The sequence below is a fragment of the bacterium genome (genome assembly GCA_016700035.1).
Classification (GTDB): Bacteria; Patescibacteriota; Saccharimonadia; order CAILAD01.
In genome coordinates, this window is sequence record CP064998.1 from 746,124 (window position 1) to 762,325 (window position 16,202).

The 16,202-nt window shown below is 48.0% G+C and carries 13 protein-coding genes and 1 tRNA gene; 10 read left to right on the forward strand and 4 right to left on the reverse strand.

Annotated elements, in window-relative coordinates; translation table 11 throughout:
* Positions 1–652: 652 nt before the first annotated feature.
* A complete protein-coding gene (locus tag IPM44_03725; protein ID QQS26803.1) occupies positions 653–1,768 on the forward strand; it encodes a group II intron reverse transcriptase domain-containing protein in 1,116 nt (371 codons plus the stop codon).
* Here IPM44_03725 and IPM44_03730 read toward each other — a convergent pair.
* Positions 1,765–3,012 (reverse strand): transposase family protein, encoded by a 1,248-nt coding sequence (locus IPM44_03730; GenBank protein ID QQS26804.1) that lies wholly within the window; start codon positions 3,010–3,012, stop codon positions 1,765–1,767. The genes IPM44_03725 and IPM44_03730 overlap by 4 nt on opposite strands.
* 98 nt (positions 3,013–3,110) lie before the next feature.
* On the opposite strand from IPM44_03730, the gene IPM44_03735 reads away from it, so the two are divergent.
* Both IPM44_03735 and IPM44_03740 read left to right on the forward strand, forming a co-directional pair.
* A complete protein-coding gene (locus IPM44_03735; protein ID QQS26805.1) occupies positions 3,111–6,431 on the forward strand; it encodes a fibronectin type III domain-containing protein in 3,321 nt (1,106 codons plus the stop codon).
* Complete coding sequence (locus IPM44_03740; protein ID QQS26806.1) at positions 6,428–8,380, forward strand: ATP-binding cassette domain-containing protein; 1,953 nt, start codon at positions 6,428–6,430, stop codon at positions 8,378–8,380. The genes IPM44_03735 and IPM44_03740 overlap by 4 nt, the downstream gene beginning before the upstream one ends.
* 137 nt (positions 8,381–8,517) lie before the next feature.
* Here IPM44_03740 and IPM44_03745 read toward each other — a convergent pair whose 3' ends face one another.
* Complete coding sequence (locus tag IPM44_03745) at positions 8,518–9,327, reverse strand: replication-relaxation family protein (GenBank protein ID QQS26807.1); 810 nt, start codon at positions 9,325–9,327, stop codon at positions 8,518–8,520.
* A 228-nt stretch (positions 9,328–9,555) separates the two neighbouring features.
* Here IPM44_03745 and IPM44_03750 point away from each other — a divergent pair, with 228 nt between their 5' ends.
* From IPM44_03750 to IPM44_03765, 4 genes are read left to right on the forward strand one after another with little or no spacing between them, the layout of a single operon-like run.
* A complete protein-coding gene (locus IPM44_03750; protein ID QQS26808.1) occupies positions 9,556–9,750 on the forward strand; it encodes a hypothetical protein in 195 nt (64 codons plus the stop codon).
* A gap of 59 nt (positions 9,751–9,809) precedes the next feature.
* The gene (locus tag IPM44_03755) at positions 9,810–10,013 is read left to right on the forward strand and encodes a hypothetical protein (GenBank protein ID QQS26809.1); all 204 of its coding nucleotides are present in this window, start codon (positions 9,810–9,812) and stop codon (positions 10,011–10,013) included.
* Positions 10,014–10,062: 49 nt separating this feature from the next.
* Positions 10,063–10,245, forward strand: coding sequence for a hypothetical protein (locus tag IPM44_03760; protein QQS26810.1), 183 nt, complete (start codon positions 10,063–10,065; stop codon positions 10,243–10,245).
* Positions 10,229–11,941 (forward strand): recombinase family protein, encoded by a 1,713-nt coding sequence (locus IPM44_03765; GenBank protein QQS27376.1) that lies wholly within the window; start codon positions 10,229–10,231, stop codon positions 11,939–11,941. The genes IPM44_03760 and IPM44_03765 overlap by 17 nt, the downstream gene beginning before the upstream one ends.
* On the opposite strand, the gene IPM44_03770 is transcribed toward IPM44_03765, so the two are convergent.
* A tRNA-Glu gene (locus IPM44_03770) sits at positions 11,901–11,975 on the reverse strand. The two genes, IPM44_03765 and IPM44_03770, sit on opposite strands and share 41 nt — an antisense overlap.
* A 150-nt stretch (positions 11,976–12,125) precedes the next feature.
* Between IPM44_03770 and IPM44_03775 the strand changes: the two genes are divergently transcribed.
* Positions 12,126–12,689, forward strand: a complete 564-nt coding sequence (locus tag IPM44_03775) for a hypothetical protein (protein ID QQS26811.1) — start codon at positions 12,126–12,128, stop codon at positions 12,687–12,689.
* Positions 12,690–12,766: 77 nt separating this feature from the next.
* Here IPM44_03775 and IPM44_03780 read toward each other — a convergent pair whose 3' ends face one another.
* Positions 12,767–14,035 carry a glycoside hydrolase family 1 protein gene (locus IPM44_03780; GenBank protein ID QQS26812.1) on the reverse strand — a complete coding sequence of 423 codons (1,269 nt, stop codon included), beginning with the start codon at positions 14,033–14,035 and terminating at the stop codon, positions 12,767–12,769.
* 83 nt (positions 14,036–14,118) lie between these two features.
* Here IPM44_03780 and IPM44_03785 point away from each other — a divergent pair, with 83 nt between their 5' ends.
* Both IPM44_03785 and IPM44_03790 read left to right on the forward strand, forming a co-directional pair.
* Positions 14,119–14,508 (forward strand): hypothetical protein, encoded by a 390-nt coding sequence (locus IPM44_03785; protein ID QQS26813.1) that lies wholly within the window; start codon positions 14,119–14,121, stop codon positions 14,506–14,508.
* 96 nt (positions 14,509–14,604) lie between these two features.
* Positions 14,605–16,191, forward strand: a complete 1,587-nt coding sequence (locus IPM44_03790; GenBank protein QQS26814.1) for a hypothetical protein — start codon at positions 14,605–14,607, stop codon at positions 16,189–16,191.
* The last annotated feature ends 11 nt before the right edge of the window (positions 16,192–16,202 follow it).

The window sequence follows — 16,202 nt, forward strand, 5'->3', positions numbered from 1 at the left end:
GAATACCAACTATGTCCGTTGCGTCCGGTACAGGGGCGCCTTTCTTTTTAATAAGGTTAGTAAACCCAATAATGAATCTTTCCCACTTAAGATAAGAACTCATGCAGGCCTACATTGACGGCTCAAGCTACAACCTTACTTCCCCCGCTGCGGGCCACTGGAGTTTGACTCAGAGCTCGGCTACGGCTGCGTGGACCGTGCTCCTCGGTAATGGCTACACGACTGGCACCCTTAAACCGGATACCTACTATGTCCGTTGCGTCCGGTACAGGCCGCTTTTCTTTTTATTGAGCCCGATTAAGATATGTCAGAAACTTAGGCATTTAATCTTCCAAGGCTAAACCAAAAAACTGAACCACTAAAAAAGAGCATAGTATCGACAAAAAGCTCAACGGCAGCTCTCAATGTTTTAGATTTACTCTCCACTCATGCAGGCCTACATTGACGGCTCAAGCTACAACCTTACTTCCACCGCTGCGGCCCACTGGAGTTTGACTCAGAACTCGGTATCGAATGCGTGGTTCATGAACCTTAGTCTTGGCACCACGGATGCCATCGGTAAGACGAATACCCGCTCTGTCCGTTGCGTCCGGTATCGAACTATTGGTTTGTATGGGGTAGATTTATGCTGTAGGTCTCGTACACTTTAGATATGGATACGTACTTCACGTTTGCAAACTTGCACCAGGCCTATTTAGATTGTAAAAAATACAAAAATCAAACTTTTTATCATCAAAAATTTGCCTACGACCTCGAGAAAAACCTGTCTAAGTTGGAACTCGATCTTGTAAATCGCACCTACCGGCCTGAACGTTCGATTGCCTTTGTGGTGACACAACCAAAAATTCGTGAAATTTTTGCGGCCGACTTCCGAGATCGTGTCATTCACCACTTGTTGTATAACTACTTGGCACCAGTGTTTGAACCACGTTTTATCTATGATTCGTGGGCCTGCCGTCCGGCAAAAGGCACCCATGGGGCAATGCTGCGCTTGCAGCAATTTACTCGGAAAGTAAGTCAGAATCGCCGTTCTCGTGATTGTTACTACCTCAAGATGGACATAAAAAGCTTCTTTACCAGTATCGATAAACACATTCTGTACCAGCTGGTTGAACGCCGAGTCAAAAACAAGGAAATCCGCTGGCTAGCACACGTTAACATCTTCCATGACTGTGCTCGTGACATCCCGCCACGTATCCAGAGTGCACCAACTCTTTTTGATAGTCTCCCACTAGACAAATCGCTGTTTACCGTCGAACCAGGCAAGGGGCTACCAATTGGCAATCTAACGTCGCAGTTCTTTGCCAATGTTTACCTACATGAACTGGATGCCTTTGTGAAGCACCACTTAAAAGCCAGGTACTACGTCCGCTACGTCGATGATTTCGTGATAGTACATGAGGACCAAACAGTGCTCGAACGCTACAAGCAGGAAATTACCGAGTTTGTCTGGCAGCGCCTGCGCTTAAAGGTTCACCCTGGCAAAGTGTTTATCCGCCCGATTAGCGACGGCATTGACTTTGTTGGCTACGTGGTACGCCCCGACTATATTTTAATCCGTCGGCGGGTCGTCGGTGAGTGGCGTAGGCGTATGGAGCAGGCCGCTACTCCTGACCAGCAGCAGACAATTTACCACTCCTACCAAGCCCATGCCCGCTGGGCTGATTCACATAAACTACAGCGGGTCATGCGCAAACGATTACCAGATGTAGAAACAGTATATTCCAATCCACCAATGAGCCTGAACGAGCCAGTACGAACTAGCTAGCGTTTAGTTGTAAAGATTGTTTGAAACAGTCTGTCTTTGGCTTGTTGCATAGCAACTGCCCAAGCTGTATCGCTCTCAGCATACGCTATGGTATCCATCTGCGTAAAGCTAATACCTGGCTTGAGATAGGTTTCAGCTTTTGGCAGTGACTTTAGTTTCTCATACGGTACCATATAGCCCTTGGCTGGGTAGTGGTATGTACGCTTGCCAGTCTTTGTATCAACCTCGGTTTCTCGGTAACCGCAGGGTCTGTGGAAATTGAGGTAGGGCACAAACCAATCACGGTACCAATCGTTAATCTCGGGTGCGTGTTCTCTAGGTATGTGGGCATAGCCTAATGCCTTACGGATAATACTGCCATTCTTGGTCTCCACTAGGCCATTATCTCCACTCTGGTAGGCTCGTGACTTACTGAGTTTAATCAACATGGTCTTGAGCAGAACAGCAACCTGCTTGTTGATGTACTCTGAGCCATTGTCAGCATGGAACTCGGTAAGCTGAAATGGGAATAGCGCAAGAGCTACTTCAAGTGCTGGTAGCATATAGCGTTCAGTGATCCGTTCTACTGCCACTACTACCTCCCACTGAGTGACCTCATCTACTAGGTTTATGTGGTACACCCCTTTCTGTTTGTCCATATCTCCTTGGTGTACTGTATCCACCCTAATGTAACCAGGACGGCCTTCAGGTCTTGGCTTTCGTCGCTCACCAATGGCTACGGCTGTAGCTTGGGTGCGTGTAAATGTTAGAGACTGGTTACGGTAACCGATGCTACTACGTAGGTTGTAGATATGACTGACAGAAATACCCGCCAATCGCTGGTAACGTTCATCACCAAACCGTACATAGGCCCGAATACAGAGCTCCCGAGCAGCTTTGCCACTCAGCCGATCATGAACATTGTCAACTTCAGCCAAGGCAGTACAATCCTCGGCTGTGTAGCGTAAAGCAAACTGATTACGGCTATTGGTAGGTTCAAGGCGAAGCTGTCCGTTCTTAGCGTACTGGCTAATGAGCCGAGTAACCTGTGCTCGGCTGTAACCAGTCACTGCAATGGCATAGGCTCGAACAATACCTTTGTCTGGTTTACTAAGTTTGAGATAGCTCTGCTGTACGAGTAGCTTTTGTAGCCACTCATAGGCCTCTATCTTACTGGTTGTTTTGCATTCCAGAGGACTAACAGCAGTGAACTGTCGCATCTCCTCCATGCTTGTGGTTACTGAAGCGTACATAGTGATAGTCATACCTCCATGCTAGATCAGTTCGACCCTTCAGGCTCATACTGTTTTAGAACCCGATGCCTTGTTCAGGCTCATTTTGCTTTGGATAAGAGTGAAACTGTATGATTAATTCTTCTTATGGTACACTGAAAGACAAGGATTTTAAGCAAAGTATGTCTCAGGGTAAATTATATCGGTTCCACATTGGTCAAATCATACAAGCGCTGCGACAAGATGTAATCGCACTCCTCAAGAAACTCGCAAAGCAGCCCAGTGTACGGTGGGTCAGAAACAAATTTCATAAGCTACACGTCCGCACCACCCAAAAAGTACATCACCATACGACCAAGAAGTTACACGACCAGCTTTACCAGCGGGTTTCACTCTACGCTCGTCACTGGGAGTGGCGCTACCGTAAACATTTCCACGCTATTACAGTGTCACTGGTTGTTCTTGTGGTGGCCTTTAGCCTTGTCGCCAGCCATAAGCGGGCGTTGGCTAGCAGTGACATGCCGGTTACCGGCTACATAGCTGTTATGAATACCAACGAGAAAATCTACTTTGGCGGTGATCATGGCAGCAGCGTTACCCTAGATAACTTCACCCGCCAGATGGATGGTCATGCCTGGAGCCAAGATATTGGCTGGGTTTCTTTTGGTACTGAGAGTAATCCTCAGGGACCAGTCACGGCTGGGGCTGATGGCGTTTTAAGCGGCAAGGCCAAAGCCCTCAACGTTGGTACGATCGACTTTGATGACTTTGGGTCGCATGTCGTGGTGTCTGATGGTCAGTTTTCGGGTTATGCCTGGAGTAATGACTTAGGCTGGCTGGATTTCAGCCATCTTGAAGCAGCCGGCTACGACCCTGATCTCGACCTGCCAGTCAACGCCAGCGATATTAACATCTACAAGAGTGATGGCGGTGCCAGCGTCGCTGAAAACGGCTGGAATAATACTAATGGCTTCTTTACCTGGGAGCCCGCCACTGATGAATCTGGCGGTTCTGGTATCTTAGGCTACTGTTTGTATCTTGGCCAAGACGAGAATGGTGACCCCGCCAGCAACAAAGGACTGCTTGGTAGTTCACCACTCAACACTAGCGGCAGCTGTCCGTTTGCGGTCCAAGATGCTCAAGTCAATCTAGCCACGGCCGGTTATATCGCAACCGCTATGACTACCTCGGATGAACCATATTACCTGCGGATTAAAGCTATAGATAACGCCAAGAACATCTACGACGGTGAAGCAGCTGGTACCCATTTCCGCTATGACAATACGCCGCCAACCAATCCGGCCTTTATTACTGCTCCATCCCAGTTTGTGGCTTCCAAGAATGTCACCTTGACCTGGCCAACCTCTGGCGGTGATGCAGCCCAAGATGCTAACTCAGGTATTAAAGGGCTTCAGTATCGGATTGGTAATAGCGGCACCTGGTACGGTGATGGCCACAGCGGCAGTCAGAACATCAGCGACCTGCTAGTCAACGATGGTAGTTACACGACCGTTGACCCCATTGATTACGACCAACTGCAAGAGGGCAACAACATTGTGGCTTTCCGTACCTACGATGAAGCCGGTAACATTTCAATCGCTAATATTACGACGGTGATTAAGCTCAACACCAGTTCACCGTCAGCGCCGCAGAACTTGTCAGCCTCACCACCAACTAACACCGTCAACAGCTTCTCGTTTAACTGGTTAGCACCAGCCAGTTTCCAAGGTTCAGTTAGTGCCATTAGCTACTGTTACACGATTAACGTCGCTCCAACCAGCAGCAACTGTAGCTTTACCGCCCCAGGCGTTACCAGCCTGTCAGCTGGCCCATATGCGACTCAGCCAGGCAGTAACACCATATACGTGGTCGCTCGTGACGAAGCTGGCAACATTAACTACGCCACCGCCGCCACTGAGACATTCTCAGCCAACACCTCAGCCCCTGGCGTACCACTCAATGTCGATGTCGCTGATATCAGTGTTAAGAACACCAGCAACTGGAAGCTAACGGTTGCCTGGGAACCACCAACCAATGTCGGTGCTGGGGTCAGCAGCTACCGAGTGCTGCGCTCGACTGACAACAGTAGCTTTACTCAAGTTGCTACCACTGCCGGTACTAGCTATGTCGATACGGGCTTAAGCCAAATCGCCTACTACTACAAGATTCAGGCTTGTGATAGTGCCAATAACTGTGGAGCTGCCAGCGCAACTGCTAGTCAAACACCAACTGGGCGCTTTACCACGCCAGCTGGCCTGGTTTCCAGCCCATCCGTCACCGTCAAATCCCGCTCAGCTCGTATTACGTGGGCAACAGATCGTAATAGCGACAGTCGTATTCAGCTCGGTACTAGCTCCGGCAGCTACTTTGACGCTGAGACTGCCAAGTCCAACCAGACCAAGAACCATGTGATTGAGTTGAATAACCTTGAGGCTGATACTCAGTACTTCTACAAAGCTCGCTGGACAGATGAGGACGGCAACACTGGTAGCAGCAGCGAACTGGTCTTTAAGACGTTGCCAGCTCCAACCGTCAAAGATGTATCGACCAGGCGGATTAACTTAAGCTCGGCAATTGTCCAGTTCACCTCCAAAGACGCTGTTCGGGTAAAAGTCTACTACGGTCCCAACGAGAGCTTTGGTGGTGTTACGACCGTCAATACTTCCACCAGTGAATCTGCCTATACCGTCGAACTGGCCGGACTGAGTGACGGCACTAAATATTTCTACAAGATTAATACTATTGACTCTGACGGCAACGAGTACAATAGCAACCGAATTGACAGCTTCGTGACTCCTGCCCGACCACGGATTACCAATGTCCAGTTCCAACCGGTGACTGGTCAGCCTACTAGCACCCAGAAAATAACCTGGGAAACCAATGTGGCCTCCACTTCATTGATTCGCTACAAGACCAATGGTGAACCCCAGAAAGAAGTCAGTAACTCTGAGTTAACCCGCAACCACAGCATCACGATTGAGGGACTACTGGATGATAGTGTCTACAGCTTAACTGCCGAGTCACGGGACAGTTTAGGTAATCTGGCAACCTCCGACGCTCAAACTTTCCGGACCGAACTTGATACTCGCTCACCAGAAGTCAGCCGACTAAAGGTAGAAACATCGATTCGAGGAGTTGGCAGTGACGCTCGAGGCCAGCTGATCGTGTCCTGGCGGACTGACGAACCAGCCACCAGCCAAGTTGCCTATGACAAGGGTGCCTCTGGCACGAACTACGCCTCCAGTACGGCCGAGGATGGGGCTTTGACCACCGAACACATGGTTATTATCTCTGATCTCGATACTTCCCAGGTTTTCCACTTGCAAGCCATTTCACGAGATAAAAGCGGCAACAGCGGTAAGAGTGATGACCGAGCAGCCATTATTGGTCAACCAAGTGATAGCGTCATCGATATTATCCTAGGCACGTTGGAGAGGATATTTGGCCTATGAGTCGCACCACCCCACCACTGATTGAGGCCAACCACGTCAGTAAAGATTTTGTGCTCAACAACCAAAATCTGAACGTCTTAAAAGACATTAGCTTCAACGTGCCAGATGGTAGTTTCACAATTATTCATGGTCCATCGGGCAGCGGTAAGACTACTCTGCTTAACACCATTACTGGTATGGAAGCGCCAACCTCTGGGGTAGTTAAGTACGAAGGCAAAGATATCTATGAACTCAGTGAGAGTGAACTAGCTCATTTTCGGGCTAAGACCATGGGTATCGTCTACCAGTCCAACTACTGGGTGCCATCGCTCAACATCCTGGAAAATGTTGCCTTGCCGCTCTATTTCTTAGGCTATGACCGGGCCAACGCTGAACGTGAAGCCCAAGAGTCGCTGCGTCGAGTTGGCATGGAAGAACACAAGCACACGCTGCCAATCCTGCTATCTGGTGGTGAGCAGCAGCGAGTGGCAATGGCTCGGGCGCTGGTCAGTAATCCAAACTATATCGTGGCTGATGAGCCAACCGGCAATCTAGACAGTAAAAACGGTGACAATATTATTGCGCTGCTGCAATACTTCCACCAAAAGCTCGACCGCACGATTATTTTAGTCACCCATAACGAAAGCTACTTGAAATACGGCACTCAGGTACTCAGCCTCAAAGATGGCAAGATTGAAGAATCTACCTCAAAGAGACCGAAACAGGCCACCAGCACCGCCCTACCAACTAACTCGGCCAAGTTTATGTCGGTGATTCAAAACCTCAAGCCAATTAAGTTACGCATGTTGACCCATATGGCGCTGGCCAACCTAAAGTTTAAGCGTTTCCGAAGCAGCCTGACGATTTTAGGTGTCACCATTGGTATTGGCTCCGTCTTTTTGCTGTTGTCGTTTGGCCTGGGGTTGCAATCGCTCGTCCAAAAGCAGATTATTGGCACCGATTCAGTCAAGGTGATCAATGTGTCCAGTGCCAACTCAGAACTGCTGAAGCTGGATGATACGGCTCTAGGGCGTTTTAATAACATCGGTGGTATTGAGAAGATTGGGAAACAGAATACATCAGCTGGGGCGTTTAAGATAGATTCAGCCAATTCGGATGCCGTAGTTTACGGAGTAGATAAGAACTTCCTGGAGCTCAGTAACGTTAACCTCGCAGCTGGCAAGCAACTCAATCCGGATTCATCGAGTGAGTTGCTTATAACCAAGTCACTGCTGAATTCAATGGGCTACGAAGATGCCAACAAAGCCCTCCAAAAACAAGTCAGTGTAAGTTTGAAGCTGGATGATGGTGAGAAGTCATTCGATCAGGCCTTTACGATTGTCGGCGTGATTGACGCTGGTAACAGTTCAGCCCTCTACATTCCGCAAGCCGACTTCTCGGCCATTGGCGTGAAAGAATACAAACAGGTTAAAGTAGTCGCTCGAGACCAAAATGATGTAGGCACTATCCGCCAACAGCTAGAGACATTTGGCTACCAAACCTCCTCACCCCTCGATACCCTAGCCCAGGTCAACCGCTTCTTTAACTTCTTTAACGTGATTCTAGTCGGCTTTGGTGGCATTGGTATGTTTATTGCCGTAATTGGTATGGTCAATACCTTAACTATTGCACTGGTGGAACGAACCAAAGAGATTGGCCTGATGATTGCTCTAGGCGCTCGCCGTCAAGACATGCGTCGACTGTTCATTACCGAATCGCTTCTCTTGTCACTCATCGGTGGCTTCATTGGGGTAATTGCGGCTATCGGCTTTGGCGCAGTGATTAATGAACTCCTGAAATACGTGTCAGCTCGTCGTGGTATTACCGAGAGTTTCTCACTATTTGCCACACCGATCTGGCTAATTCTACTGACTATCGGTTTTATGTGCGGAGTTGGCTATGTAGTTTCTTATCTTCCAGCCAGACGAGCAGGACGCATCAACCCGATTGACGCTCTGCGGCGGGAGTAACATCAAGGATAAATTAAAAGAGACTTCCGTCCTCTCGCAAGTGATGTGACGCAAGCCTCTTATGCTGCTAAGTATACACTAGCTTCCGGCTGGGCATAAGGACCGGAATAAAGAAATCCACTTGCTTTGGACCTACTTTAGATATCGACGAGTGTCATTAGCTCATCATCGTCCAGAGCTGTCCAGATCAGGGCTTCACTATCCATGTTATGTAGTGCTTTTTTGGTTGTGGTATAGACCTCCAGTTCTTCATCTGGTTCAAGGTGACTAATGACACCTTTGACGATACGGCGTATCATACGCTCCACACTGGCAGTTTCAGCAATGAACAAGAGTTTTGGTGGTTCTGTATTTGTAGCCTCCCAGCCGCCAGTATCAAAGAAGTTGATGTAGGCAGCTATACGCTGGAATAAGGGGCGTTTTTCTTGGGCGGCTGGTACCACATCAAGAAAGAAGCGCTTAGTGGTGTCTTTGATAGTCATTGATATAAAGGCATCGGGCGGCAGCTCGGGAAAGTAAGTAAATCGGCTCATGTCACGGCGCAGGTAGGCTTTGAGTTCAGGGTAGCGGGATTTGAGGGCTACAACGGCTGAAAAGACGTCTATATGATGAGTAATGGTGGGTTCTTTCAGGGATTTATCACGGTAGCTGGCTTTGATGACTTTCTCAGTAATGTAATCATGCTTGGGCAGACTGGCCAAGAAACGCAGACCTTTGGGTGTTAGAAAGTAGGCTGCTGGTAGGCCCCTAATCTTCGATTGGTTGTCTAGTTTGCTGCCCACTAACTCGTGTTTTATAAGGACCGAGAGCTTTTTATATAACGTGCTGTCATTTATTTGCAAGACTCTAGCAAGTAATACCCGACTACCAAACCGATATTTATACAGAACTTCTAATATGTCTATTTGACTTGGCTTTATGGCTGATCGACCATCTATCTTCTTCATTATCACTCACTCGCTTCATTTCTATATATTTATATACAAGAAAGAGAGAAAAAGAGCAATAGACTACAGATGTAAATAAGGGTAAATAGGTGGAATATCGGGATTCCATGTAGTTTGAACAACGAAGTAAATAATTAGTATTGCTTTTTATTTTAATTAGTAATACTATTTATATAGAGGTTGTACGTTAACAATTCGGCTAATGAGAGGTAGTAAATAGGAGGGTATATGGTATCAACTAAGGTGTATCATGTCTTTACGAATGAACAGGATGAATACGTAGAGGATTATAGTAAGGCACTGGTACTGTTTACTAAATGGGTTACCGAATACGGTAGTGCCCGACTTTACGAAGAGACGTTTGAAGACGATGAACTTCAGAGTGAAGACTGTATAGGCAGCTTCGGTTATTTTCCGTGGTAACTGATACGGATATACGCAGATAGTAGCAGAAAAGCAGATTATGCGTTAAAATAGGACTAATGTCCAGAAAGATAGTCAGTATGCAAGTCAAGGTTTCAGAAGCGGTTAGAAAGCGCGCTAGAGCTGTTGCAAAAGATAATGGAAAAACACTCAATGAGTTTATTATGAGCCTGTTCTCCAATGCTGGAGATAAAGAACTTAAGAAACTCGTAGAACAAGAATTAAAAAGCAGACCAAAACCAGGACGACCCTGGGATAAGTAATTATTAGCCGGATTGTTAGCGTATGGGCCTCTTTATACATGGAGGGTATATGTCGAGGCCAAAAGGTAGCAAGAACAATTCAAAACCGCTCGTTGTTGAAACGTTTTCATACACGACCGAGCAGCGGATTACGTTGTTTGCTCACCTGATTGTCGAGAAAATACTTGAAGATCAGCGCAATGGGCGTATTTTCCTCAAAGTGATAAGGCAAGAAGATGTCCCAAAACAGTAAACCTCGCAACGGACTACTTGCCATACGGGTGTCCTCTGATAAACAGGGGCTGGACGGTGACTCACCGGAAGCTCAACGTGAGCAAGGTGAACGCTACGCCGCTACACACAATATTATTATTACCGAAACTGTCATCCTGATGGAGTCTGCCTCGCACGAAGACCAGCCAATGCAGGAAGTTATCAACCGCTGCAAAGACAAGAGTAAAGGCATTGAGGTAGTGTTAATTAAATCTATTGACCGCTTTACTCGTGGTGGCGGTGACTACTATTCCCCCTTAAAAAGACAGCTAACCAAACTTGGAGTTGCTCTTGAGGATATGTACGGTGTCATTGGTAAACGACAAGTTAATACGTTGGAACACACTGGCTTCAAATACTACTGGAGTGAGTTCAATCCTACGCAGAAATCCGAATACTTAGAAGCGGAACGAGCTAAAGACGAAATGCGCGACATTATGAGCCGTATGATCGGTGCCGAAATCCGCTACACCCAGCTTGGTTACTGGATGCGCCAGCCGCCGTATGGTTTTATTAGTCAGAAAGTTGATACCAAGAATGGTAAACGCCTTATCTTGCAACCACATCCCGAAGAATCACCGTATATGATACGACTGTTTGAGATGAGAGCCGAGAGTATTTACAGCGACCAGCAGATCGCTGATGAACTCAATCGACTTGGTTTTAGAACCCGCATCCGCTATGTGCGTGATAAATATGATCGGACCAAGATTGTCAGACAAATCGGCGGACATAAAATGACCGCTAAAATGGTTGACCGCTACGTACACAACCCGATATATGCTGGTGTGATTAAAGAGAAATGGACGTACGATAAACCAGTCAAAGCCCAGTTTGACGGTCTGGTATTGCCAGCACTGTATAACGCAGCTAATCGGGGCAAGTACATCATTAAGATTGACGCTCAAAACGTCGTAACGCTGTACCGCAAACAACCGCCAGCACACTTGACGAATAAGAATATGCACAATCCAGAGTTTCCATACAAAAAGGTGGTGACATGTTCAGAGTGCAAGAGAACATTACTTGGCAGTGCCTCACGTGGTAAAGCCGGTAAATACTACCCAGCCTACCATTGCAGTAAGGATGGCCACTATTTCCGTGTCCCAAAGGCTGTATTCGAGCAAACCATAGATGATGTTGTCAGACGGCTTGAGATTGCCCCAGAAAAGCTAGCCGACCTTATGAGCGCTATTGAGCAAGCATGGCTTGAGAAACAAGCTCAGACCGCCCAGGACAACCAGAAAGTCCTAGAACAACGCCAGGCTATTGAAACGCAGATTAAGGCTGGAGTAGACCGCATGAAACTCGTTACCAGCAAAACGGCAATTAAATACATAGAGGAGGATATTGAGGGGCTAGAAAAACAGCTTACCCAGCTAGATGAACAACAAGCTAATAAATCGGCAGAAACGGTAGATATGGAAGTCGTGTTGCAATATGCAAGATACTTGGTGGAACACCTAGCAGATATACTGCTTCACCTCCGTAATCCGCTCCGAAAAGCAGCCTTTTTTGGCGCTATCTTTAACGCAGTACCAACTTACGAAGATTTAGTTGGTGGAACACAAAAAAACAGCCCGATACCAGGGGTAAATGAGCTGTTTCGTATTGCGTTGTCGCCAAATCCTAATATGGTGACCCCACGGGGAATCGAACCCCGATTGCCAGATTGAAAATCTGATGTCCTAACCGTTAGACGATGGGGCCACGGCTAGAAAACTTGAGCTATCTTACCAGTTTTAAGTAGTTTCTTCAAGAGTAAGACCATATTGCTTATTGACTTTTCATGCTACTTATGCTATTATAGTAATTATCTTCAAAATCTGAAGTGTACCCCTTTTACCCAGGAGGTGTGGCATGGCCACCAAGAATACCCGACTGACAGCCATCACGCTAGTGGTGACACTGATCATCATGACGATCATCATTGTGATGATGGTTGCCCAAGGCAACCTGGTGCGCACCGAAGGCAAGCCTCAGTCGACACACGGCGTCGACATGGTGGTGGCAACCACCTCCACGATCGAAGTCACGCACGAACCACGTATAAACAGCGCCTTGCATGGGCGCAGTAGCCTGAACACAAACTGCGCCGTCGAGCTGGCCTTCATCAACAACACCGAGAGCGACGTCGTCATCTCGATCTACGTCGAGACGGTGACCAACTCCGATGAGCACGAGGAAATGATTCCTGCAAAGGGCTCGTTCACCGTGACGCTCATCCGAGCAGAACCTGTCACGTTCGTCTCGGCCGGTGAGGCATCCGGTAGCAGTGACGCACTGGTCAACTGGGCGCCAGACTACTCCGGCTGTCCTAACGGGCCGGCCGTCACCCCGCCCACCGGCGGAGTTGGCGACAGCCAGCAGATTGAGCGACCTGCACCCAGTGCAGATTTGAACTCAGACCTGAATGTCGCCTAAGCTCTATCCCTGAACCGCTGGGTAGTTCAGGGGTCGAACCCCGGTAAGCTAGCCAATAGCTTGCCGGGGTAATTTTTTTAATCTAAGCCACCAGCCTTAATAATATCGGCATATATTCTAGCGCTTGGTCGCACCGTCCGACGCATCGTCTTCCGATCCACTGCTACCAAACCAAACTTGGGCCAATATCCCTTGTCCCATTCAAAATTGTCCAGCAAAGCCCAATATATAAAGCCCTGCACATTCACGCCGGCTCGCATGGCCGAATGCACATTACGCAATAGCTCTTTTATATACCAAGCACGACTCTCATCCTGTCCATCAGCTAGGCCACACTCTGTAATAATTACTGGTTGCTTAGGATAGCGTGCGCCAATCATTTTTAATAATTCCTGCATCCCCTCTGGATGTAAGCCCCAGCCCATGTCGGACGGGTTCTGATCCGAGATTCGCCAATGCAAGCCACGCAAGGTAAATTTAAAATAATAATTCAAGCCAATATAATCTTGGTAAGCTTTAATTTGATCTAAAAAATAATAATTCCCAAACCAGTTTTGCATACCAGCTAAAACCGGTGTCAATAATCTGCCATCGGCGGCATACCACATCATATTTTTAGAAATCCCCACTTTGGCTTTTGGAGAATGCCTCTTAATAGCCTTGTAGGCTCGAATGTGAGCTCGAGGCATTAGTGATGTATATGCCATAAACGCCGCTGCAATATTCTTTTGCTGTGGTGGCCAAAATCCCAACCAATACGAAAAACTAGCAAAAACCTCCGGCTCATTCATGGTGCACCAGTAGCGTACATCATGGCCAAATTCCTTTGCCATACGCTCGGCGTAGTGCTCAAAATCAGTAATGGTCTTAGGATTAGTAAAGCCACCCTGATCTTCCACCCACTTTGGCAATGAAAAATGCCATAACGTAACCAGTGGTTCAATTCCGCGCCGATGAAGTGCCGTGATGACTCGACGATAATGCTCAATTGCCGAGCTATCAAAAACACCACGCTGAGGCTGAATACGACTCCACTCGAAAGAAAAACGATGGGCATTATGATGCAAGGTGCGGGCAATATCAAAATCTTTTTCGTACCGATTAAAGTGATCCACACCTCGCCCAGAAATATAATTTTCAGCCGTAATGGCTTCATCTTTAATGCGATACCAATGCACTGCTGGAGTGTCGAAAGCTTTTTTAGATCCTCGCGCTAATGCTGTAGCGTGCTTTTTTTCCCATTCGGTCCAATTATTATCCTGATGACCCTCAACTTGGTGCGAACTTGTGGCAGCTCCCCACAAAAAGTTCTTTGGAAACTGCAGGTGTGGTGATTTATTAGACATATACCCATTATTATACTTGTCAGTGGACATAACTTCGAGTTAGCATAAACATAATACCCTCAAAAACCAGGAGGAGGCGCACCTTGTCTAAACGTAAGCGACGCCCCTATGCCCGTTTTAGCGTCAAGGCAACTCGGCGTAACCTAACTAAGTTACTGGAACTCGACTTAAACGTTCATCATATACACTACCCACGTCGTGCCTATGAAGCCGATCCGATCGCCAAACAATTTCGCGAGCTCCCCTGCCAACGCGTTATTACTGAGGTTAGCGACCACACCGCCCTGCACCGCAATCAGCCACAGCCCAATATGCCAACTCATCGGCAGATGGTAGCCGTTATCAACAACTGCTCCAACTCTGGTTGTGATCGACAGGGCTGCACTAAGCCGATTAAGCTCGCTTGCGACCCGACACGAATAGACTTGGCCACTTTGCCGGCAACAGTAGTGGCAATCCGTCCATTTACGTAATTTTTTTCAATACCCCGCTGCATCAGTCGTGTGGGGTAATTTATCGATCAGTTTATGCGCTCATAACAAAACCCTTATGGTATAATTTAGCTCAAGATGCAGATTGCCTCGATTAAAGCCTACCAGGTACTCGACTCGAGGGGGGAGCCGACAATCCGCGTTCGTATGGAATCCGCCAGTGGTAACCATGCGCGGTTTGATGCGCCCAGCAGTTTGTCGGTTGGAGTGCGCGAGGCCAAAGAGCGTCGTGATAATGCTGGTGGTGGTTACGACGGCAATACTGTTACTGGCAATATTGAAGCTATTGAAAATATCATTGCGCCAAAATTTATTGGTTACCCCCTAGCCCATCAAGCTGACTTTGACACTCTCCTCAATGCCCTCGATGGTACGCCGGATAAATCCAACCTGGGTAGCAACACCTTAACTGCTATGAGTGGAGCCTACTTCCTGCTTTCCTGCTACGAGCAAGATAAAGAAGTTTGGCGTGCCACCGCCGATATTCTTGGCACTACACCAGATATGCCTCGACTATATGCCAATTTAGTGTCGGGCGGTGCCCATGCTCCAGGTTTGGATGTGCAGGAATTTATGATTGTACCTAAGAGTACCGATCCTGCCGCCTCGCTTGAACTAATTTATAGCGTGCACCATACAGCCAAGCAAATTTTCCGCTCACTCTATGGTCCTAGCGTTGAACTAGTTTCTGAAGAAGGATCGATGGCGCCAATTGGCATTGCCACCGAAACTGTGCTGGAAGCTTTTGAGCAACTTTCCCGACGCTACAATCAGGCCTATCAAATCGCCCTCGACATGGCCGCCTATAATCTCTTCCAGGACGGACAATACACTCTGGGCGGTCAGGCTATCTCAATGGATCAGCTGGGCGCTACTTATATGCAGTGGGATCAGCGCTTCCCAATTCTTTCCATTGAAGATCCGTTCGCAGAAAATGATATTGAGGGATTAAAATACCTACTCACCCAACCGAGTCGTAAATTTATGGCTATTGGCGATGCCACAACCGCAACTGCAGCTGGCCGGATTGCCGAGCTTGGCCAGCAACGACTAATTGGCGGAGCAGTCATTAAGCCCGATCAAACCGGCACAATTACCGAAATGCTAGATGCCATTCGGGCTGCTCTGCAATCTGGCGTGAAGGTAATTCTAGCTCATCGATCAGGCGAAACAAACGATACTTATCTAGCTGATATTGCTTATGGCGTTGGAGCTTTTGGACTCAAGGCTGGAGCGCCTGTGCGCGGTGAGCGAGTGGCAAAATATAATCGGCTAATAGAAATTGCCGATGATATCCGACCGCCAGCTCAGCCGGTGCAACAAAATACAACAGCCGCAGTTAATCCAGGCCTAGCTCCACTACCTCCTCAGAGTCCACCGCCTACGCCGCAAGCTCCGCCTGTTATGCCAGCGCCATTAGTCAACCAAATGCCCCCTACGCCACAAGCTCCGCCACCAGCACAAACAGCTAGCGCCATACACTTTGATCGACCTCTCTACCCCACACCAGCTCCACCAATCCCTCAGGCCCCGCCACTCACACCAATTCAATCACCTCCGCCCATTCCTGCACCAAGGCCCCAAATTTCACCTAGCGTGAGTGATAGTCAGCCCCTCGCCGAGCCAGGACCAACCGCAAGCTACAATAGCGGCGCCCCTCTTTAAGCGCTAAAATT